At 38.7% G+C, this 22,024-nt stretch carries 20 protein-coding genes; 16 read left to right on the top strand and 4 right to left on the bottom strand.

Going from position 1 to position 22,024, the window contains the following annotated elements; translation table 11 throughout:
* Nucleotides 1-174: 174 nt before the first annotated feature.
* Complete coding sequence (locus tag Q1A31_RS19460) at nucleotides 175-1,992, bottom strand: hypothetical protein (protein WP_299880966.1); 1,818 nt, start codon at nucleotides 1,990-1,992, stop codon at nucleotides 175-177.
* A 136-nt stretch (nucleotides 1,993-2,128) separates the two neighbouring features.
* Nucleotides 2,129-2,887, bottom strand: a complete 759-nt coding sequence (locus Q1A31_RS19465) for a DUF1045 domain-containing protein (RefSeq protein ID WP_299880969.1) — start codon at nucleotides 2,885-2,887, stop codon at nucleotides 2,129-2,131.
* A gap of 581 nt (nucleotides 2,888-3,468) precedes the next feature.
* Between Q1A31_RS19465 and Q1A31_RS19470 the strand changes: the two genes are divergently transcribed.
* From Q1A31_RS19470 to Q1A31_RS19510, 9 genes are all read left to right on the top strand, one after another.
* Nucleotides 3,469-4,227 (top strand): ABC transporter substrate-binding protein, encoded by a 759-nt coding sequence (locus Q1A31_RS19470; RefSeq protein WP_299880972.1) that lies wholly within the window; start codon nucleotides 3,469-3,471, stop codon nucleotides 4,225-4,227.
* 449 nt (nucleotides 4,228-4,676) lie between these two features.
* Nucleotides 4,677-5,399 carry an ABC transporter substrate-binding protein gene (locus Q1A31_RS19475; protein ID WP_299880975.1) on the top strand — a complete coding sequence of 241 codons (723 nt, stop codon included), beginning with the start codon at nucleotides 4,677-4,679 and terminating at the stop codon, nucleotides 5,397-5,399.
* Nucleotides 5,400-5,509: 110 nt separating this feature from the next.
* The gene (locus Q1A31_RS19480; protein WP_299880978.1) at nucleotides 5,510-6,280 is read left to right on the top strand and encodes a hypothetical protein; all 771 of its coding nucleotides are present in this window, start codon (nucleotides 5,510-5,512) and stop codon (nucleotides 6,278-6,280) included.
* Nucleotides 6,281-6,538: 258 nt separating this feature from the next.
* On the top strand, nucleotides 6,539-7,696 hold the full coding sequence (locus Q1A31_RS19485) for a sterol desaturase family protein (protein WP_299880981.1): 1,158 nt from the start codon (nucleotides 6,539-6,541) through the stop codon (nucleotides 7,694-7,696).
* A 508-nt stretch (nucleotides 7,697-8,204) separates the two neighbouring features.
* Nucleotides 8,205-8,960, top strand: a complete 756-nt coding sequence (locus Q1A31_RS19490; RefSeq protein WP_299880983.1) for an ABC transporter ATP-binding protein — start codon at nucleotides 8,205-8,207, stop codon at nucleotides 8,958-8,960.
* Between the two features lie 122 nt (nucleotides 8,961-9,082).
* Entirely contained in the window at nucleotides 9,083-9,853 is a 771-nt protein-coding gene (locus Q1A31_RS19495) for an ABC transporter substrate-binding protein (protein ID WP_299880986.1), read from the top strand.
* A gap of 68 nt (nucleotides 9,854-9,921) precedes the next feature.
* Nucleotides 9,922-10,605 carry an ABC transporter permease gene (locus tag Q1A31_RS19500; RefSeq protein ID WP_299880989.1) on the top strand — a complete coding sequence of 228 codons (684 nt, stop codon included), beginning with the start codon at nucleotides 9,922-9,924 and terminating at the stop codon, nucleotides 10,603-10,605.
* 1 nt (nucleotide 10,606) lies between these two features.
* Nucleotides 10,607-11,290, top strand: a complete 684-nt coding sequence (locus tag Q1A31_RS19505; RefSeq protein ID WP_299880992.1) for an ABC transporter permease — start codon at nucleotides 10,607-10,609, stop codon at nucleotides 11,288-11,290.
* Between the two features lie 346 nt (nucleotides 11,291-11,636).
* Nucleotides 11,637-12,641 carry a TAXI family TRAP transporter solute-binding subunit gene (locus Q1A31_RS19510; RefSeq protein ID WP_299880995.1) on the top strand — a complete coding sequence of 335 codons (1,005 nt, stop codon included), beginning with the start codon at nucleotides 11,637-11,639 and terminating at the stop codon, nucleotides 12,639-12,641.
* A 166-nt stretch (nucleotides 12,642-12,807) separates the two neighbouring features.
* Here the strand turns inward: Q1A31_RS19510 and Q1A31_RS19515 are convergent, their stop codons facing one another.
* A complete protein-coding gene (locus Q1A31_RS19515) occupies nucleotides 12,808-13,899 on the bottom strand; it encodes an NADH:flavin oxidoreductase/NADH oxidase (RefSeq protein WP_299880998.1) in 1,092 nt (363 codons plus the stop codon).
* A 157-nt stretch (nucleotides 13,900-14,056) separates the two neighbouring features.
* Complete coding sequence (locus Q1A31_RS19520) at nucleotides 14,057-14,989, bottom strand: LysR family transcriptional regulator (protein WP_299881001.1); 933 nt, start codon at nucleotides 14,987-14,989, stop codon at nucleotides 14,057-14,059.
* Nucleotides 14,990-15,260: 271 nt separating this feature from the next.
* Between Q1A31_RS19520 and Q1A31_RS19525 the strand changes: the two genes are divergently transcribed.
* The 7 genes from Q1A31_RS19525 (at nucleotide 15,261) to Q1A31_RS19555 (ending at nucleotide 21,960) form a co-directional block, all read left to right on the top strand.
* Nucleotides 15,261-16,607: an aspartate aminotransferase family protein gene (locus Q1A31_RS19525; RefSeq protein WP_299881004.1), complete on the top strand. Its 1,347-nt coding sequence runs from the start codon at nucleotides 15,261-15,263 to the stop codon at nucleotides 16,605-16,607.
* A gap of 76 nt (nucleotides 16,608-16,683) precedes the next feature.
* A complete protein-coding gene (locus Q1A31_RS19530; RefSeq protein WP_299881007.1) occupies nucleotides 16,684-18,180 on the top strand; it encodes a CoA-acylating methylmalonate-semialdehyde dehydrogenase in 1,497 nt (498 codons plus the stop codon).
* Between the two features lie 332 nt (nucleotides 18,181-18,512).
* Nucleotides 18,513-19,517, top strand: coding sequence for an NAD(P)-dependent alcohol dehydrogenase (locus Q1A31_RS19535; protein ID WP_299881010.1), 1,005 nt, complete (start codon nucleotides 18,513-18,515; stop codon nucleotides 19,515-19,517).
* 216 nt (nucleotides 19,518-19,733) lie between these two features.
* Nucleotides 19,734-19,901, top strand: a complete 168-nt coding sequence (locus Q1A31_RS19540; RefSeq protein ID WP_299881012.1) for a DUF2986 domain-containing protein — start codon at nucleotides 19,734-19,736, stop codon at nucleotides 19,899-19,901.
* 388 nt (nucleotides 19,902-20,289) lie between these two features.
* Nucleotides 20,290-20,781, top strand: coding sequence for a hypothetical protein (locus tag Q1A31_RS19545; RefSeq protein ID WP_299881015.1), 492 nt, complete (start codon nucleotides 20,290-20,292; stop codon nucleotides 20,779-20,781).
* A gap of 200 nt (nucleotides 20,782-20,981) precedes the next feature.
* A complete protein-coding gene (locus Q1A31_RS19550) occupies nucleotides 20,982-21,203 on the top strand; it encodes an addiction module protein (RefSeq protein ID WP_299881018.1) in 222 nt (73 codons plus the stop codon).
* Nucleotides 21,204-21,642: 439 nt separating this feature from the next.
* Nucleotides 21,643-21,960 (top strand): hypothetical protein, encoded by a 318-nt coding sequence (locus Q1A31_RS19555; RefSeq protein ID WP_299881022.1) that lies wholly within the window; start codon nucleotides 21,643-21,645, stop codon nucleotides 21,958-21,960.
* The last annotated feature ends 64 nt before the right edge of the window (nucleotides 21,961-22,024 follow it).

Below are 22,024 nucleotides of genomic sequence, written 5' to 3' on the forward strand. Positions count from 1 at the left end.
TAGTCTTCATACGCCCTTCTAGGGCGAACACAAAACCACGTTCTTAGAACGTGGATTTTTACTTTACGTTTTTAAAAGACAAAAACGTAATATCATTCAAAGTAGGGGGGTGACTACTATTAGTCGATTTAGATAAAATGATATCTGAATTAAACTCTTCCAGCTTTCAGTACCTTATTTATTAAAATTCTCCTCAAGAATCAAACTACCCTTGGTAGTTCTACCTGACACCCATTCATTGAGTGGGGTTGTGCTGGCTCCTGATGAGTAGTTTTTAGCGGTAATCCACCAGATGTACCAGTCACCACTCTTGTCTTTTATGGGTGTGGCGAATTTGAATTCCTGCCATTTATATTGCCAGGTTTCCCGTGTTCCAGACCAGGTTAACTTTCCTGACAGAGAGATATCCACATCCTTTATTGTGTCGCGACTAACTTCCTGCTCACGGGTAACTATCTCTTTAGTTGTTAAAACTATTGGGCCATGTTGTCCCATTTCGTAATCAGGTTTTTCAATGATATCTTTCGCGATAGCGAGCATTTTTACATCGTTACTGGCTGGTTTTGGTAATTTTGAAATGCCAACCGCTTTGATCCGATCTTCACTGTACTTCTTACGCAGGGCAATGACCTCATCAACACGAGCCTGTTTTTCTGCACTGATTTTGCCTTTAGTCGCTTGTTCGAAAGCAGCAAATGATTCTGCCATCGCAAGTTGTTTATCGAGTCTTTCGAAAATACGTCCTTCGGATCCTTCTTGTAAAAATGCGTTAGCCCGATCCTTTTCATTATCTGGGTTCAGCTTCCTAAAATACGGCAGTTCATGTTTGTTCTGAAATTGAAACTGATGATTCAACTGCATTTCAGTTTCTGATAATGCCGCATCCGAGTCTCGGACTGCCTTGTTCGCCCAATGCAGCATACTGTTAGCTCGTTGAACACCATACTTACCACCGGTAAGATCAAGGTTTGTGGCAGCTGAAATCCTTTGAACTTCTGCAGTTACATCCGCTGCCGTTTTCTTTATCTCTTTAATTTGTTTGACCCATGCTTGAATATCTTCTTGCGAGAAAGGCGCTGGGAGCCATTTTGGAGCATTTATTCCTTGTTGTTTAGCATCTACTGCTGCCATTAGCTTTGCAGGATTTCCCAATTTGGCCAACTGTGATTGCGCGCGTTTGAACTCTGTAGACAGTCTGCTACGTAATGCTTTGTAGGTTTGTAAAGCCTCTATTACAAGCGGGCTACCCGTGTATTCTTTATAGCGTTTGAGAGCGGTTGTGTATTTATCCACTGCAGCCTTGTATTTATTGACGACACTGGCACTTTGTAAATCTGATGGGCCTTCTGTTTTGATACTGTTGTGGACATTTTTCATATCACGTATCAATTTGTTTACTTGGACTTTTTGGCCGGAAACAAGCTGTTTCCCTTTTGGTGGAGCAGTTGATTCAGGAGTTGTTGATTGAGGAGTAGTTGATTTTGTTACAGCTGTCTTTGGCGAGGTTGTCTGTGTGGTAACTGCTTTACCTTTACCTGAATTTGCTTCAGCGAATTCTTTTTCCAGTGTTAGCAAATCTTTTGTGGTTGTTATCAGCAGCGGGTCGTTCGATGCGGGCACTTTGGATAGAGAGCTACGATAGTTTTCGAGTTTGTTTGCGAATTGTTTGGTTTTGAATGGATCATTGAAAATGCTTTCGCGGTTGTCAGTGAGACTTTGACGAGATTTAGATATGTTCTTCGCAAGTTTGCTTATTTTATTTTTCCAAACGGCGGGTAGCTCTTGTGATTGTGCGTCTTGAACATTGGTGCTGGGTGTTTCTGCCAATGCAGAGTTAAACGTTCCTAAAAATGTGAATACAAAAAACAATGTAATAAGAAACGCAACAAATTTGCTGAAAGAAAACAAACAATCATTCGAATCCGTTTTCTTCGTTGATATCAAAACAACTTGTTGTTTTACTTTTGCTACTTCAGAAGTGTTATTAAACATCACATCTCACTAATCAATTTAGTAAAACATGAGTGTAGCATAAGGAATCAAGGGTGAATTTCCATCTATTAACGCACAGTTTATCGATTAGTAAATATCATTCCTCTGCCATTTGAGGACTGTTTTGATTAGGATTTCACCCTTCCAAAGGATATCGTTTCACTAACTTAAAAGGCTCATGGTAACTGCTTTGGTGAAACAGGCAGATTTGATCGACGTGGAAAGATTTACCTAAAAATGATCTGAATAATTGCTTCAAGCATTTTCGAACAACCTTCACATCTTCTTTTTTCAATCTATTACTTAATGTCATGTGAAAGCGGAATTCATCCATAACGTAGGGGTAGCCCCATTTATCTAATAGCTCAATCTGATTCGGGGTTAGATTTTCAGGGTGTCTTCTGGCTCTTTCCACTTCTGTATTGGGTGCGCGAAAATCTTCGAATGTAGTTACGCACTCAGATGCCAAAGCGTTTAATTTCTTGCATGATTTAACGGGCATTAATGCTAAGAATTTATCAATTTTTTTAATTTTTAGTGGCTTACATTTAAATGCGCGGAAGTTTTTGCTAAACGCCTCAAGTGCTGATTCTAGCTCTTCTATATTCTTACCTGATTGCAGTCTGAATGGTGCTTTAAGGGTTGCGTGAAATCCGTATTTTTTGGGGTTGGTTGAAAAATTAGCCAGATCATCCAGATCACGGTGGTAAACGGTTTTCTCAAAGTCTTCAATATGTCTGCCAGTGCATACATCATAACCCAGCCATAAGGTAGCGAGTCTATACACCGGATGATCAGTAGGGAGCGCAAAGTAAATTGCGTAGCGTTCCTGATTTTGTATGTCGCTTTCAGATGATGATATTGATCCAGTTGCAGATGGGCTAGGGGTATTCATACTGTTAATGTATCCGTGTTAAAACATGATTAACGATGTCTTTTTTGTTATAGCTTCTATTAAAACACCGTTAAGAATAGTTTTACAATGACCTAGATTGGTTTTTCCTTCATTAGTACGAATTTGAGTAATTATTTTTGTGATTATTTATGTGTAAAAATGATACGAGTAAAATATTTATGATTTTAATTAATGGAGTATTAGTTATTAGTCTTACTGAGTTATCATTATTATTTAGAATTATGCTGACCTGTTTTAAACAACAGAAACATAATGTCATTCCGCGAAGCATAAATTATTCGGCTACGCCTCACCCTAAAGGGTCAGCTAAAGCTTTTGTCTCGCAAGCTCGGCTCTATTTACGTTTTTAAAAAACAAAAACTTAATATCATTTAAAGTATGGGGGTGTCTAAATTATTTATCTAGTTAGCAAGAGAACTCAATAAAACATTGGTATTTGTGAAATACTGTTAACAATTGTTAATTTTCTTTTTTACAAAAGAATTTAAACTAAATCCGCGATGATCCACACATAGTTCTATGTTCACCTTATTTCTTTTACTAATTATTAATGATAAAAAGTGTTTTTAGACGCTAACAAGAAAAGTATTAAGAAAAGCGGCGGTGTGAATCTCTATCACCTGTTTGTTGTTTCTTTGCTGTTTTTAATTGCATCGCATTCCCGTGCGTCAGATGTGATCGTGCTTTCTTATGCCAAAGATTCTGTCTACCAGCTGATGGCCAAGTCTATTTTGTCGGAGGCATATTCTCGAATAGATAAACGAATCGTTTTAGAAAAAATACCCGCTATACGTTCCCTGATTAATGCAAACAATGGTTCTCATGATGGTCTTTTAGCAAGGAGTTTTTACGCAGGAAAAGGTTATTCAAATCTCATTAGGGTTTCGGTTCCTATCGCCTATGATGAGATTTATGTTTATACGAAAAAAACGGACATCAAGATAACAGGCTGGGGTAGCCTTTCGCCCTATACTATCGGCTATGTGGCTGGCTCAAAAACCATCGAACAAAAAACCAAAGGGATGATGGTTGAATCGGTAACGTCTGAAATTCAAGGTTTAAATAAATTAAATCTTGGGAGAAATGATGTTTTTATCGGGCTTACAGGTGCTCAATGTTTAATTAATACATTAAATTTTTCTGAAATTAAAACGATAAAACCTCCCTTGGAAAGGATCACGCTATATCACTACCTCAATAAGAAACATATGGTTATGGCAAAAGAATTAGAAGTGGTGTTGGCGGAAATGAAACAGAGTGGTGAAATGGAATTAATACAAAAGCAATCATTCCAGGATTTTTTCAAACAATGCAGCTAAAAATGTAGCTAATGAGTTAGTTAAAATCATAGGATTTAAGTGATTGACTAAAGCGCTAAAAAACCCTCTTAAGTAGGGGGGTGACCAATTTGATATAAAAACCTAATTTACAAATTGCAGTCATAAATCACAGTCATATACAAGGAAACTCAAATCCATTCACTATATTTGTATGCAAGTAAATATATATTTGATAGGGTCACAGCTTAGTAAAAATGATTTTTTATTTTTAATACGATTCGTCAATGCAAGCAATAACTAATAAGCAAAAATCACATGCACTGACGAAAGCTATTATTGTTCAAAAATGAAAAGAGTTATGGAAATAAACGTCTGTTCAAAAACCATTTATTTAGCAATCGTCTATGTTAGATCTAAGGCGGACTGTTTTCTATCTACGGCTGGCTATGAATAAATTACACACGCTATTTATCATAGTGATTTTGTCGATGACTACACATTCACATGCTGATAACCACATCGGAATTTCGCAGGATAAAACTCACCTCAAAGAAAATATTGTTATTTCTCAGCCATCTCTGGAATATTCATTTTTTCAAGTAATAGCACAGCATGTTCTTACAGAGGCTTATGCGAGAATTGGTAAACGTGCAGTGTTCCAGGGCTATCCTATAAAACGTTCACTTACTATTGCCGATAATGGCGTTACAGATGGGGAGTTAGCAAGAGTCGCAGGACTACAGAAAAAATACCCGAACCTCATACAGATTTCAGTCCCGATCTCCTATGATCAGGCCATCGTTTATTCCAAAAAATACGCTTTCAAAGTTGAAGGTTGGCAAAGCCTTAAACCTTATAAGATTAATTATAATAATGGCTTTATGTATGCCGAACAAAAAACCAAAGGTATGGACGTTGAAGTGGTCACAACCGTAGAGCAAGGCTTACAAAAATTAAATGCGGGTAGAAGTGATTTGTTCATTGGATTACTGGGTGATCAATGCTTAATCAAGAAACTCAATTTACCAGATATCAAATCATTAAATCCTCCAATAGATACTCAAAACCTTTTTCATTATTTGCATAAACGCCATAAAGACCTTGCTCTAAAATTAGAAGCAGTGTTGTTACAGATGCAAGAAAGTGGTGAATTAAAAGCAATACAGGTACAAGCCAGGCAATATTTTTTTAATCAATGCGAATCAAAATAGACATGCATACTTTTATATTATGGAGTAACCGATGAAGATGAGTTTTTATTCAAGAAAAATGGCTTATTGTGAATAGTTTTCATAAGTTTTTTATTCTCGTGATTTTGTCGATGACTACTCATTCTTATGCTTCTGAGCATAAGGATGTGGCGCATGCTTTTGAACATAAAGGGTTGACTCATGCTGAAGCTCATTCAAAAGCTCACTTAAAAAATACGATTATTATTTCTCAGCCAGATCTGAAATATTCAGTATTTGAACATATGTCGAGACGTATTCTAAAGAAAGCCTATTCAATAATGGGTAAAGACATTGTATTCGAAGCTTTCCCGGTAGAACGTTCAATTGCGGTTGCTAATGCTGGAATTACAGATGGCGAGTTGGCTAGAATCACTGGACTTCAAAGTTCGTATCTTGATTTGATAGAGGTCCCCATCCCGATTGCTTTTGATAAAGTGTACGCTTATTCCAAAGAGCATGATTTTACAGTAGATGGTTGGCAAAGCCTTAAGCCTTATAAAGTTGATCATATTTTTGGTTTTAAATTGGCAGAACAAAAAAGCAAAGGTTTAAATGCCACAAAAGTAAAAACCATCGAACAAGGATTAAATAGACTCAGGGCAGGTAGAAGCGATGTGTTTATTGGGATATCTGGCGTTGATTGTCTTATCAGAAAAAACAGTTATACGGATGTTAAAGCGTTAATGCCTCATTTAGACGAATTGATTATGTATCACTATCTACATAAACGTCATAAAGATCTTGCTGAAGAATTAGGTAAGGTATTGCTAAAAATGCAAGAAACTGGAGAGATAGCATTAATACAAAAGCAAGCGAAACAAGAGTTTCTTGATCAGTGTGAACAAAGGACCGAGTCCTGATATCTTAAAAAAGCCCTTAGCTCTGCATAAGTACCTTAGGTCATTTTAAACAACAAAATAAAAAGTCACTTAAAGTAGGGGGGGGGACTTAAATTATCATCATCTCACTCATCATTTCACTTATTATTTCAATCTTTTTACCTCAATCACTCATAAACATATAAATGAGTCATCAACAGCCAAACTTAAAAAGCTTAAGCGCACGTTAGGCTTTGTTTGATACAATCGGCCAACAAAATAACAATCTACTTAAGCGCCATGACTCAAGAATACCAATACAAAGAAAGAGAAATCGAAAAAGACCCTGCCAAAGAATTCCGTTTTGGAGAAGGTAAAATCAGTGGGGTTTTATCACTGGTATTAGGTATTTTAAGCTTACTGGCTGTATTCGCTTATTTATATCCTTCTTATCTCACCACTACCGATCTACGCAAAACTTATGATGCGGGGCAGTTACAAACCGTACTGAAATACGGTATGTATTTTTCTTTATTATTTGGCGCGTTGACATTAATTCTGAATAAGGCGAGATACAAATACTTCGGTCTTGCAGGTATTACGCTAACCTTAATTGGCTTTGCTTTGGGGGGATACAAAATACCTGTGGGAGCCGTTGAGCCTAAAGAAATATCCTTAGGTGTTGATTGGCTAATACTCGCGTTTTTAGGCTCTACAGCGATATTTATGGTGTTGGAAAAGCTATTTCCTAAATACCGTGACCAACTGATTATGCGTCCCGAATGGGATGTTGATCTGTTCTACTTTTGCTTTAATCATTTGGCTATTTCCGCGATTTTAATTTTTGGCAACTACCACGCCAGCCATTTTGACTGGGCATTAAGCCCATCGTTACAAGAATCCATTCAATCGATGCCGATTACGTTTCAGGTGATTTTAATTGTATTGAGTGCTGACTTTGTTTTGTATTGGGAGCATCGCGCTTATCACGAAATAAAACTACTGTGGCCAGTACATGCGGTACATCATTCGATTGAAGATATTGATTGGTTAGCGGGCTCACGCGGTCATTTTATCCAGGTATTTTCAGAGCGTGCGATGGTAATGATTCCGCTGTATCTATTAGGTGCAGATGAAACCGCGTTGAATGCTTATGTGGTATTCGCCGCGTTACAAGCGATTTTGATTCACACGAATTTATCGATACCGTTTGGGCCATTGAAATATGTGTTTGTGACACCGCAGTTTCATCACTGGCATCATAGTTCAGAAAAGCCTGCAATCGATACCAACTACTCCGCGCATACTGTTCTCTATGATCGTCTATTTGGTACTTATCACTTACCTGGTAATCATTGGCCGGCAGAATACGGCACCACCAAGCGTATCCCAAGAACGGTTATAGGCCAGACATTGCATCCCTTTTTTCCAAATAAAAAAGTACCGGAAAAAAAGTAACGTATCGTGATGTAAGGCAAAGTTGTAAAACAAACATAAAAGTGCCAAGCCGAGTGAAACGAGACAATGTTGGAGTGTAGCGACGACTACCCGAAGGGCGCGGTAAAAACCGCGTAAAAGTAGGGGGGTGACCTAAGTGAGTTTCACTAGGGTTACGATGTGATGGAGCACTCTCATAGAGCATAGAACTCTCTTTTGATCTCAATACCCCAATCTCAATACCTCAATTCTTATCTGGATAACGAGAATGTCTGTACTGAAACAGCCTTTACATTGTTCAAAAGTACTTTTGGTCAATGACTTCTTTTAATGCGTTTATATTTTGTTTTATATTCTCCTATTTACTCTTATTTCCTTCTATTTTTTCCAAGTTGATCTAACATCAGCAAAATATTTTAATAAATATCAATAAAATACGCTTTATCTTTTTGTATTTTCAAGGTTTTATAAAATAAATGATTAACATAAGCTACAATTTGACTACTAATCAGGAAAGGACAATTTATCAGTGTTAAAAATCGATAACCTGCACAAAAGCTTTGGTTTTTTAGAAGTCATCAAAGGCGTCTCTATAGATGCTGCTAAAGGAGATGTTATTTCTATATTGGGACGAAGTGGTTCGGGTAAAAGTACTTTTCTACGTTGTATCAATTTTTTAGAAACACCAACTCAGGGAACGATAAGCCTCAACGGTGAAGCGATCACTGTTACTCCCAATAAGAAAGGTGATTCGGTCGCCAGCGACAAAGCACAAATTCGTCGTTTACGCACAAAAATGGCGATGGTGTTTCAACGATTTAATTTATGGTCGCACATGACCGTGTTGGAAAATGTCACTATTGCGCTAAAAACAGCACTAAAACTTCCCAAAAAAGAAGCGCTTGAACGTGCTGAAAAATACCTTGCTCAAGTCGATATGACGGATAGGCTGGACTACTATCCGGGTCAATTATCGGGTGGACAAATGCAGCGCGTGGCGATTGCCAGAGCATTGGCAATGGAACCTGATATTCTATTATTTGATGAACCTACATCTGCTCTGGATCCAGAATTGGTTGAAGAGGTGCTCAATGTCATCAAGGAATTAGCCGAACAGGGACGTACCATGCTGGTGGTGACGCATGAAATGGCCTTTGCCAGAGATGTATCAAATCGTGTGATTTTCTTTGATGACGGCGTGATTGTAGAGGATGGTCCTCCACAAGAAGTCTTTACAAACCCCAAGTCGCCACAATTTAAGCAATTTATTTCTAAAGAATATTAAGTTTATAGGCAAAATTTTCAAAACAAGCGCTCGTTTTTTGTCTAAGATAGACGAGTGTATGGATTAACTAATTATATTCATTAAACCAAATACATAAACTAAACCAAGAAAGGATTTACTGTATGAAAAAACGTTTAACTATTAGCTCATTATTATTGAGTACTGCATTATTTTTTAGCGCATCTGCATTTGCAGAAACCCTACGTATAGGTGTCGAAGGTGCTTATCCTCCATTCAGTCAGGTGGACAAAGATGGAAAGCTAAGTGGATTTGATATTGATATGGCCAACGCGCTTTGTAAAGAAATGGGCGTAGAGTGTAAACTTATCAAGCAAGATTGGGATGGCATTATTCCAGCGCTTATCGCAAAGAAATATGACGCAATCATTGCTTCTATGTCGATTACTGAAGAACGTAAAGAAAAAGTAGATTTCACCAATCACTATTACAAATCACCAGCACGTTTTATTCACAAGAAAGGCGCTGATCACGAAATTTCTCAAGCTGGCTTAAAAGGTAAGAGCGTTGGTGTACAGCGTGGCACAGTATCTGACAAGTTCATCACCGGAACATTTGGTGAAGGTGTTGATATCAAGCGTTACGGTACTCAGGAAGAAGCTTATCTTGATTTGAATGCAGGTCGTTTAGACTTCGTATTCGCTGATGCATTCGTACTACTCGAGTTCATTGGTTCAGATAATGGCAAAGACTACGAGTTTATTGGCGATAGCTATACTGACCCTAAATACTTTGGTGATGGCATCGGTATTGCGGTACGTAAAGGCGATACTGAGCTTGCGAAAAAATTCAATATGGCTTTAGAAAATATGCGTAAATCTTCATATGATAAGGTTCGTGAGAAGTACTTCGACTTTGATGTATTTGGCGAATAAGATTCATCCGATCTCCCCTCAATAGAGGGGAGATTTGTTTCTGCAATACTTACTAAAGTACTTATAAAATGAACGAAATTTTTGGTGGCTATCTACCCATGATCCTTAAGGGCATGGTGTTGACTGTAGAAGTCGCGCTACTGTCATTATTACTCGCGCTCATTTTAGGTATTTTAGCCGCATCTGCCAGACTCTATGGCGGACCCATTTCAAAAACCATCGCTGGCGTTTATACCACCGTAATTCGCGGTATCCCTGATCTTGTATTGATGATGCTGATTTTCTTTGGCGGCCAGGTTCTGGTCAATAAAGTGGGAGATAAATTTGGTTGGGAATATATCGATATAGACCCATTCGTCGCTGGCATATTAACGATTGGCTTTATTTTTGGCGCGTATATGGGCGAAACTTTTCGCGGCGCTATTATGGCTGTATCCAAAGGTGAAATAGAAGCAGGGCATGCCTATGGTATGACTGGCTTTCAAGTATTTACCCACATTACATTTCCCGGAATGATTCGTCATGCCATTCCCGGTTTTTTCAATAACTGGTTGGTATTGGTTAAAACAACGGCACTGGTTTCCGTGATAGGTTTGGAAGACATGGTGTTTAATGCAAAAATCGCAGGAGATACCTTAAGACAACCTTTTACTTTTTACATGATCGTAGGCGCTTTATTTTTATTGATTACCGCGGTTAGTGATCTCGGTATGAAATGGCTCGAACGCCGTTATAAACTGGGAGGTCATTGAAATGGATTTTTCTATCGTCTTAGACAATCTCCCGCTACTATTTAAAGGCTTGGGACTTACTCTACAGTTATTAATAATTTCATTAGTACTTGGATTTATTCTCTCAATTCCACTTGCGATTATGGCTGCCTCAAAGCTTAAATGGGCAAGAATACCTGCAAAAATCTTTATTTATGTATTCAGAGGCACCCCCCTACTTATACAGATATTTATTATCTACTATGGTTTTTCTCAATTCGAATGGTTGAGAGAAAGCCCATTATGGATAATCTTTAAAGAAGCCTATTGGTGTGCGATTATCGCGTTTGCGCTGAATACCGCTGCGTATACGGCAGAAATATTTCGTGGTGCTTTTCTGCAAACGCCAAAAGGTGAAATTGAAGCCGCTGTGGCATACGGCATGTCCCGCTGGGATCAATATCGCCACATTATATTCCCCAGTGCGTTCAGACGTTCGATCCCTATGTACGGAAACGAAGTGATCTTTATGCTGCATGCGACAGTACTAGCAGGCGTGATTACATTAGTAGATTTGTTTGGTGCTGCGAAAATACTTAACTCTCGATACTATGCGCCTTTTGAATCTTTCATCAGTGTCGGTCTGTTCTATCTGACAATTACATTTACTATCGTATTTATCTTCAAGTTGTTAGAAGGGCACTTCCTCAAACACCTGAAACGCTGATTGCGATAGGAATTTTGGCGTTACTCTTTGTGATAATCTCTGCGGCAATTCGTCCAGATAAAATAATATTGGCAGTGATGCCATCTTTGTCGACTTCTTTGTATATTTTTTATCAAAATTTAGGAAAAAACCGGAAAGACCTCATTAATTTCATACAATTAAGTGCCGATCGATTTTATTATCCTATACTAGTAACGACGAAAAAAATTTAGAGGTTTTTAATAGGTATTTTATTAGCTTTTGTATTGCATTTTTACAAAGCTAATTTGGACCTGATATCGTTCTTTAATCGTTAAATTTATAATAATTTCAAATATTTAAAATATTAAATCCATAAGGAGAAACAATGAAAAAAACACTAATTAAATTACTATCAGTGAGTGCTCTTACTTTGGCTGTAGCTGGTGTTAATGCTGCAGATAGTAAAGACTATGTACTGAATACTGCATCAACAGGTGGAACATACCATCCGGTTGGAACTGCGATTTCAACATTATCAAAAGTTAAGTTATTACCTAAAGAAGGTTTCAGCCTTACCGCAGTTAACTCGGCTGGTTCTGGCGCTAACGTACAGGCAATGGGTGCGGGTACAGCAGATTTTGCAATTTTACAGGGTCTATACGGTTCTTACGCAGCTACAGGTACTGGCCCAGTAACGGCTAAGCAAACCAATATGCGTTCGGTAACTATGTTGTGGCAGAATGTTGAGCAATTCATCGTGAGTAAAGAAGATGCGAAAACAGGCACAATGGCTGATATGGTTGCGCTGAAAGGTAAGTCGATGGGTTTCGGTAAGCAAAACTCAGGAACTTTAGGTTCAAACAAGGTATTAATGAAAGGCCTTGGTATGGATATCGAAAAAGACTACAAACTAGTTTACTCTGGTTACGGTCCTACTGCTGATGCATTGGCTAATGGTCAATTATCGGGTGTTGGCATTCCATCAGGAACTCCAACAGGCGCTATTACTAAGTTAATGGCTGCAAACACAGGTAAATTCACACTGTTAAATACGACTCCTGAAGAAATGAAAGCGATGGATGGTGGACGTGAATTATGGACGCCATTTACTATCAAAGCAGGTACTTACCCTGGACAAGATGCTGATGTTACAACTATTGCGCAGCCTAACTTCCTGGCAGTAAATGCAAGTGTAGATGAGAATCACGTATACCTATTAACTAAAGCACTGTATGAAAACCTACCATTCTTGCAAGCGATTCATAAAGCGACTAAAGCGATGAATAAAGATTCTGCAATGGCAGGTCTACCGTTACCACTTCATCCTGGTGCGGCTAAATACTACAAAGAAATCGGATTGACTGTTCCAGATCGTTTGATTGCTAAGTAATATTTATATGTCATTTGCTTTTATTGAGTACTTTTTAGTCATTAACTAAGGTACTTGATTAAGCAAAAAGAAAAGGCGGTCGTTAGAAATAACGACCGCCTTTTTTGTTTCTGCTCTTACTCGTCTATTTATCTAGTTAGCTAACTAAATACCTACTACCTTAATATTAACTACCTACAAAGAAACCATTCTGTACCGGCATCAGTATCTTGTTAGATACGCCTAACTCAGTAGCTGCATGTATTGGCCAGTATGGGTCACGCAAGCTTTGACGGGCGATTAATGCGATATCTGCCTTCCCAGACGCGATAATTTCTTCAGCCTGTTTCGCATCTGTAATGCCACCAACTGCCATTGTCATAATGTTCGCTTGTTCGCGAATTTGTCCGGCTAATTCTGGTTGATGCGCAGTACGTTCACCCATAGATGCTCTTGCTTCTGGTGTTGCGCCACCGCCGGAACAATCAACAATATCAACACCACGATCTTTCAGCCATTTCGCCATTTGAATATTATCTTCAATCGATAGTCCACCATCAATCCAGTCAACTGCAGAAAAGCGTACAGCCAAAGGTAGATTTTCTGGCCAGACAGCTCGAACTGCATCGACCGTTTCCAACATCATTTTTGCGCGACCTTTGATGTCTCCACCATATTCATCGTCACGGTTATTTACTAAAGGCGTAAAAAAGCTGTGTAACAGATAACCATGCGCGCCATGAATTTCCAGTAATTGATAGCCTGCTGTTAAAGCACGTTTGGCGCTTTCTACAAATGCATTCTGGATGTGTTTTATTTCATCCAGACTCATTTGATGCGGGGCTCTCATCAAACGTGTTCCATCCTGATCAAATGCTTGATCAGTCGGTGCGATCATTTCCCAACCACCTTCGTCAGTGCCTAAATGTGCACCACCGTTCCAAGGTGTGGCTGCTGAACCTTTACGACCGGAATGACCAATCTGAATACCGATAACAGCGCCATGGTCTTTTACAAAGCTATTGATGCGTGTCAGTGGCTCTATTTGCTCATCGTTCCATAAACCCGCACATTTAGGCGTGATACGTCCATCAGGAGTAACAGCAGTGGCTTCTGCCATAATAAATCCTGCACCACCGACGGCACGTGAACCGAGATGTACTAAATGCCAATCATTCGCTACACCATGATTTGACGAATATTGGCACATCGGTGAAATCCCGATACGGTTACGAAAGGTAATATCTTTGATTTTAAGTTCAGAAAAAAGCGCTGACATCTAATTAATTCCTAAATGAGTGTTTGTGAAAAATAAGGATAGTACAAAAGTCACCTCCCTAGTTATGAATGATATTACGTTTTTGTTTTTTAAAAACGTAAATAGAATTTATGCAGAGCTTGGCATTTTTTTAGATCAGGGATTTTAAAGAGTGATTTTATTCTAGAGTGGTGTTTAGTTCTTCTAAATAGCTTTCTAAAATAAGGTTGGTTCTAGCACCTTTTCGAACAATCGCTGAATAATGCGTGACGAAATTGTGTTGTTCTGGCTGAATCTCTGCAAGTAAGCCGTCTTTCACCCAGCGTTCTGCAAAGTGGATAGGTAAGAAACCGATGTAACGTCCAGTCAATATCAGGAAGACTATTCCTTCTCGATCAGTTGAAGTGGCGGTAGCTTTTAGCTTTTTTTGTTGTTGTTTAGTTTCAGCGGCTTGAGGGTAAGCGGGTAAAACGGCTTCAAACTCCGCAAGCGCTTCTGTACTCAAAGTCGAATTATCTTTAGAAAATAGGGGGTGTTCTTTACTGCAATAGAGTAATGATTTTTCTTTATACAACGGTATGTAATTCAACCCGGAAAGTACGCGTAAATCAGGAACTACACCAATATGAAGTTGCCCATCTATAACCGCTGTTTCGATGTCTTTGGGTGGGATCATACGGATATTGATAACGATATCGGGTCCACGATCTTTTAACGCCGCCAATGCCTGGGTGATGTGCATTTGCGGCATGGTGGCCAAATTGTCAGTAATACCAATATTGAATTCGCCTTTCAATTCTCTATTGATTGCATTCACTTGAGACTTGAAGGTTTCGAGGCTACCTAATAACTGTAACGCCGCTTGATAGACTTCTTCGCCTTCGTCAGTAACAGAAAACCCTGCACGACCTCGATGGCAGAGGCGCATATTGAGTAAAGATTCTAATTCAGAAATAGCAAGACTGATTGCAGGTCTACTGATGTTTAACTCAATCTCTGCGGAGGCAAACCCCCCTGATTCAATCACTGTTTTATAAATACGTAACAGCCGAATATGAGTGTCGCCAATCTTATGCGGGAGTAAGCTTTTTTTGGATGTTTGAGAAGTCATTATTATGAATTAAAAGCCATTAGATATCGTCATCAAAAAAATTGTCATATGAAATCATATTCGGTATTTTCATACGCAGAGAAATAAGCCGAATTATCCATTAATTTATATAACGAAAATAATTAAGTTAAGTAAATGCTTAAACTAAGTTTAATATGTTTTGATTTAATAACCTAATAATAAGTCCATAATAGCGTACTCAAATTTGATAGGGATAGTTGCAGTGTATTCATGTAACACATGGAATACCGACAGCAAGAGGTGAGTGAGTATGCAGAGTAAAAGTGAAGTGTTGGCAAGTTGTAATCTTACGCAAGAGCAACTAGATAGCTATTGGATGCCTTATACGGCGAACAGAGAATTCAAGAAAAACCCTCGTATGATCGTTTCTGCCGAAGGTAAATATTATACCGATGCAGAAGGACGTCAGGTATTTGATGGCCTATCAGGATTATGGACGTGTGGAGCAGGGCATAGTCGTCCTGAAATCACCGAAGCGGTAAGTAAGCAAATTGCGCAACTGGATTATTCACCCGCGTTTCAATTCGGTCATCCAAAAGCGTTTGAATTAGCACATAGAATTACAGAATTTATGCCTGATGGTTTGGATCGCGTATTTTTCACAAACTCAGGATCAGAATCTGTAGAAACGGCGTTAAAAGTAGCCCGTGCATATTGGCGTAAAAAAGGTCATGGCACTAAGAATCGATTTATTGGCCGAGTGAAAGGCTATCACGGTGTGAACTGGGGTGGAATCAGTGTTGGCGGAATAGGTCCGAACAAGGCTATGTTTGGTCCGGCGTTAGAAGCCAGTCACATTCAGCACACCATGTTGCCTGAAAACCTATTCAGCAAAGGCATGCCAGAAACAGGTGCGCATTTAATCACTGAGCTAGAAGAAATGATTGCGCTGTACGATGCGTCAAATATCGCTGCAGTAATTGTAGAGCCAATGGCTGGTTCGGCAGGGGTAATTCCACCACCAGTGGGTTATTTAAAACGCCTGCGTGAAGTGTGTACCAAACACAATATCCTGCTTATATTTGATGAAGTAATCACTGCTTTTGGTCGTGTGGGATCAAATACGGGCGCAGAAGAATTTGGTGTTACACCGGATATGATGACCATCGCTAAACAGGTCACCAATGGCACTGTGCCAATGGGCGCGATGATTACCAGAAAAGATGTTTATGATACCTTTATGGAAAATGGCGGGCCAGAGTATGCCCTGGAGATTCCACATGGTTATACCTATTCGGGGCATCCTGTGGCTTGTGCTGCCGGTTTAGCAGCCTTGAATGTTTTAGAAGATGATCAGTTGGTTACACGCGTGAAATCGATGTCGCCTTATTTCGAAGAAAGTATCCATAGCCTCAAAGGTACGCAGTATATTCACGATATTCGTAACTACGGTTTAGCCGCAGGCTTAACGATTGAGGCAGCACCGGGAGAACCGATGTTGCGTCCTTATCAGATAGCGATGAAATGTTGGGAGAAAGGATTTTACGTCAGATACGGTGGCGATATGATCCAGCTTGGTCTACCTTTTACGGTAGAAAAAGAAGAGATTGATAGTCTGGTTAATGCGCTTGGCGAGTCAATCAGAGAACTGGATTAACATTGTAAAAAAAGAATCTTAAGCTATCTTTGTAGAGCTTATTTAAACAGAAACAGAATTTTAAAGGACGGAAAAAATGACAACGATTGGACACTTAATAAACGGTGAAATCACTAGCGGTACAGGCAGTGATCGCACTCAGGATGTATATAATCCAGCAACGGGCGAAGTGAGTAAGCAAGTTTCACTCGCATCAAAAGCAACCGTTGAAGAAGCGATTGCTGCAGCACAAGCTGCTTTTCCAGCGTGGAGAAACATGCCTGTCGGAAAACGTTCTACAATCATGTTCAAGTTCAAAGCTTTATTAGAAGCAAACGCAGATAAGATTTGTGAGTTGATCGGCGATGAGCACGGAAAAATTTGTCACGATGCGGCGGGTGAATTACAGCGTGGTATCGAAGTCATTGAATACGCATGTGGCGCGGGTGAATTCCTAAAAGGCGAGCACAGCAAAAACGTTGGTCCAAATATCGATTCATGGAGTGAGTTCCAGCCATTAGGTGTTGTTGCAGGTATTACACCATTCAACTTCCCTGCAATGGTACCGTTATGGATGTACCCAATGGCGATTGCTTGCGGAAATACATTTGTCCTTAAACCTTCTGAAAGAGATCCATCATCAACATTATTCATCGCTGAATTATTCAAAGAAGCAGGACTTCCTGATGGCGTAATGAATGTTGTTAACGGTGATAAAGAAGCGGTTGATACCTTACTGCATGACAAGCGCGTTCAAGCAGTGAGCTTTGTAGGTTCTACTGATATCGCTGAATACATTTACACCACAGCTACTGCTAACGGTAAGCGTTGTCAGGCACTGGGTGGCGCAAAAAATCACGCAATCGTAATGCCAGATGCAGACATGGATAACGCAGTAAACCAACTACTAGGTGCAGCATTTGGATCATCAGGAGAGCGTTGTATGGCGCTATCAGTTGCCGTTGCCGTGGGTGATAACGCAGCAGACGAATTGATCGAAAAGATGAAAGTTGGCATGCAGCCGTTAAAAGTCGGTGAAGCGAAAGAGAAAGAAAATGACTTCGGTCCATTGATCACTCGTGAAAGTCAGGAAAGAGTGGTTGGCTACATCGATAGTGCTGAGAAAGATGGCGCGAAAATCGTCGTTGATGGACGTAAACCAACGGTTGAAGGATACGAAAATGGATTCTTCGTTGGCGCTACGTTAATTGATAATGTAACTACAGAGATGGAAAGCTATAAGAACGAAATCTTCGGCCCAGTACTTCAAGTAATTCGTGCTGAGACGATGGAAGAAGCGATGCAGTTAATTAACGATCACGAATACGGCAACGGTACGTGTATCTTTACCCGTGATGGCGCAGCAGCTCGTTACTTTTCAGATAATATCCAGGTTGGAATGGTTGGTATCAATGTACCGTTACCAGTGCCAGTTTCTTATCACAGCTTTGGTGGTTGGAAGCGTTCATTATTTGGTGACTTATACGCATACGGCCCAGACTCAGTAAGATTCTATACACGTCGTAAAACAATTACACAGCGTTGGCCTTCAACGGGTGTTAAAGAAGGTGTTAGTTTCTCATTCCCGAGTTAAGAGCGTTCTTCAGATAAAGGTTTAGTGGTTGGGCTATCATTTTTGATAGCCTTTTTTTTGCGTTAAAAAAAGTGCCTATAAGTAGGGGGGTGACATTTTTTATTAGGACAGCAGAAAGTATTAGATTTTTGACACCCCCCACTTATGAATGACAACTCGTTTTTGTTGTCTTTAAAACGATATTGGAATTTATGCTTTGCGACGCACTTTTTCAGTGATAACTCCTTCCATAAATATCACTGAAACTTGCATTGTGCTGGATTCTGAAATGTTAGCTGTATAAAGTGTCATTACGTCTCAGATAAATATACTTAGGAGAACCAATAAACGACATGAAAGCCATTGCATGGACAAAATATGGGTCTGCCGAAGTTCTAAAAGTTATAGAGACTTCAAAGCCTGTACCAAAAACAGGTGAGGTCTTAGTAAAAATACAATCGAGTACGGTAACAGCGGGAGATGTTCGACTCCGTGCTTGCAGAGTACCTATCGGTTTTTGGTTGCCTACACGTTTGGTCTTTGGCCTTTTTAAGCCTAGAAAAACAATTCCTGGAATGGAGTTTTCAGGAGTCATTGAGGCAATAGGAAACGATGTGAAATTATTTGCTATTGGTGATGAAGTATATGGAACAGCTGGAATGCATTTTGGTGCATATGCTGAATATATGTGTATATCTGAAAAAGAAGCTTTTGTAAAAAAACCTAATGGAGCAACATCTGAAGAAGCCGTCGCTGCTATATTTGGAGGCTTGACAGCAATACATTTTCTAAAAGACAAAGCTGCAATTAAAAAAGGTCAAAGCATACTTATAAATGGCGCGTCAGGTGCTGTTGGTTCGGCTTCAATTCAAGTTGCTAAATACCTGGGAGCTAAAATAACGGGGGTGTGTAGTACCGCTAATATTGATTTAGTTAAATCACTTGGGGCGGAAAGCGTTATTGATTATACAAAGAATAATATTAATGAAATGACTACAAGACAGAATACAGAAACTTACGATTTCATTCTTGATACAGTAGGAAATCTTTCATTATCGTCCTGCAAAAATATACTCAAAACAGAAGGTAAACTAATTTCTATCAATGCGGGTTTGTTTACTAATTTATTATCACTGTTTAATAAAAATTTAATTTGTGGTGTTGCTGGAGAGAGTAAACAAAACCTGGAGTTTCTTAAAAAACTTATCGAAACTGGCAATATGAAACCAGTAATAGATAGAATTTACGCATTAGATGAAATTGTAGAGGCGCATAGGTATGTTGATTTAGGACACAAGAAGGGTAATGTCGTTGTGTCTATTTTTACGTTGATCCGAAGGAAAGGCGTAGCCGTATAAATATCATTCCGCAAAGCATAAGTTCCTTTGGTCATTTTAAATAATAAAATGAAAAGTCACTTAAAAGTAGGGGGGTGACCTTACAAATCCCTATTAACCCGTGACTTAAGCCTTTTAAAGCTTTGCCCCAGCGCCGCAAGGCGTTATGCCTTATATGGATCGGCTTTTTGTGAGAAACTGATATTATGTCGATATATACACATTGAGTAGGCAACCATGAACCGTCGTAAGAAAAGTATTCAGATCGTAAAGTCTCGTATCAAAAAGGCTAAAGCCAAATTAGCGACAAATAGCAAACCTAAATACGTTAGCAAAGCTGATCGGGCTAAATTAGCAGAAGAGTCAAATCAAGATACCGTTATTGATTCAGAGAGCGAGTCTTAGAAGGGTAAGCCGAGTGTAACGAGACAATGTTGCATCGTAGCGACGACTACCCGAAGGGCGCGGTAAAAACCGCGTAAAAGTAGGGGGGTGACTATATGATGAGGAATGGTATATACGAAATAGACAGAAGCATCGCTATTTGAAATAGACAGAATTCGTCTATTTATATCTGTTCGCATTAAAAATAGTTATACTGACGGTACATTAGGCTTTGCTTTCATTTTTATAGAATTTTGATGCTGATAATGAGTGGGATAGATAGAAGCTGTCTAATAAACTGTTATGTTTCAAAAGAATAAAAAGTGCCTAAAAGTACGGGGGGTGCGTTAATAATATGTGGTATCCAGAAGTATTTAAAAGATACTAAAGTAGTGAGTACACTCAAAATATGATCGCGAAAAAAATTGTTTTAATTACTCTTTTTGTAGGGCTAGGTATATTAGGTTACAAATGGTATTCAGATTGTATGAAAGATCACAGTAAAGTCATAAAAGAAATATCAAAACCGATGCAGAAAAATGTATTGGCTTTTTATGAGGAACATCAGCGATACCCTACTCTAGAAGAATCAGCAGAATTAATGGAGAAGGCTGGTTGTATGAATACCAGACAAGTCAAGTATGGAGAAACAAAAACTGAAAGGGGCAAAATCTACGAAAGATGGGCATCCTTTGACTGTAGCCATGGTTTTTTTAAAATTGGATATTACTTTGAGATCAGTATTGGCGATCAAAATGCTGGGATATATACAAATCCTTATCGGATACATTCCAACAAGGGGAATACCCGCTGTTTCTCTAATTTTGATAAGAGTGGGAAATTACGTAGTAAATTCCATTGTTACCAAGATTCCTGCTTTTTTAAAAATTTGAGTCATTAAAAACATAACAAGGCACTAAAAAGGGAACGCCTAAGTAAGGTTTCTTTTTAAGTTTGTAGTTTCAACCTACTAAACCTTATTATGAAGCTAAGTTAAAATAATCGGCGTCCCCTTACTTAGTGAGGCGTTATATTTCAAAGTAGTGAATTGAAAATTGTGCCATGCTAAAATAATAATACAAATGTAAGGAGGTATTTTTAATGTCTGCAGTCTTTAATCAAGTAATTCAAAATATTGGAGAGTTAAGCTCTGATGAAAAAGCATTAGTTGCCCATTGTTTAATATCTTCGCTAGAATCAAAACATGATGATAATGTTGATAAAGCATGGGCTGAACTTGCTCATCAGAGGTTTGTTGAGCTTGAGTCTGGAGATGTAAAAGGTGTTTCTTGGGAAAATATAAAAAAAGAAGTTATTAGCTAAATGCTTAATATCCAGTTTCATCCTGATGTAGTAAAAGAAATAAAATCATCTTATAAGTAGTATCAAAATCAAGCGGATGGTTTAGGTCAAGATTATTTATCTGAACTAGAGTCCAGCTTTCAAACTATTCGCGAGCTCCCAAATACTTGGCCAAAATTTGAAATGGGGTTTCGGAGGTTCCTTTTAAGTAAATTTCCATTTTCGGTAATTTATCAATCCAATGAAAATACAGTATTTGTTGTTGCTGTAATGCATAACAGCAGAAAACCTGGATATTGGAGTGAAAGAACATAATCCAATATAACAAGGCAATTAAAAATCGCACAACAAAAACACGTTGTGCTGGACTCGCAAGCTCGCCTTTTATTGCGGCGTTATGTGTCTAAAACAAAAGTTACCTATTCTGTATAATATGAGCATTATGCTATTTCAAAAGAAAATGATGAATGAATCAGATTGGAAAATTTTTACAAAAATTAAAGACAAAGCACTAGAAAAATATTGCTCTAATTGCTTTGCTGAATTTCGAGATATTATTGACGATACAAATAAAGAAACACATGAAAAATATTTATTGCATTACAAAACAGTTATAAAACGCGATAAAGAAATGGGTTCTCTTTTTGATGGTCATAGTCGTTCTAAAGCTTGGTTACAATTACTAGCTATCCGTGGTGCAGGTTTAGCTGATGAAAAACTTATTTCTCAGTTAACTGATGAATTTTGTAAAAGTACTGATCCTGATAAATTTAAATGAGCAGAGTTACTATAAGTTGCTTCATCGGAAAAACTACTCGCTCGCGCTCGCATTTTACTGCTGA

This window comes from uncultured Cocleimonas sp. (assembly GCF_947495625.1).
GTDB lineage: Bacteria > Pseudomonadota > Gammaproteobacteria > Thiotrichales > Thiotrichaceae > Cocleimonas.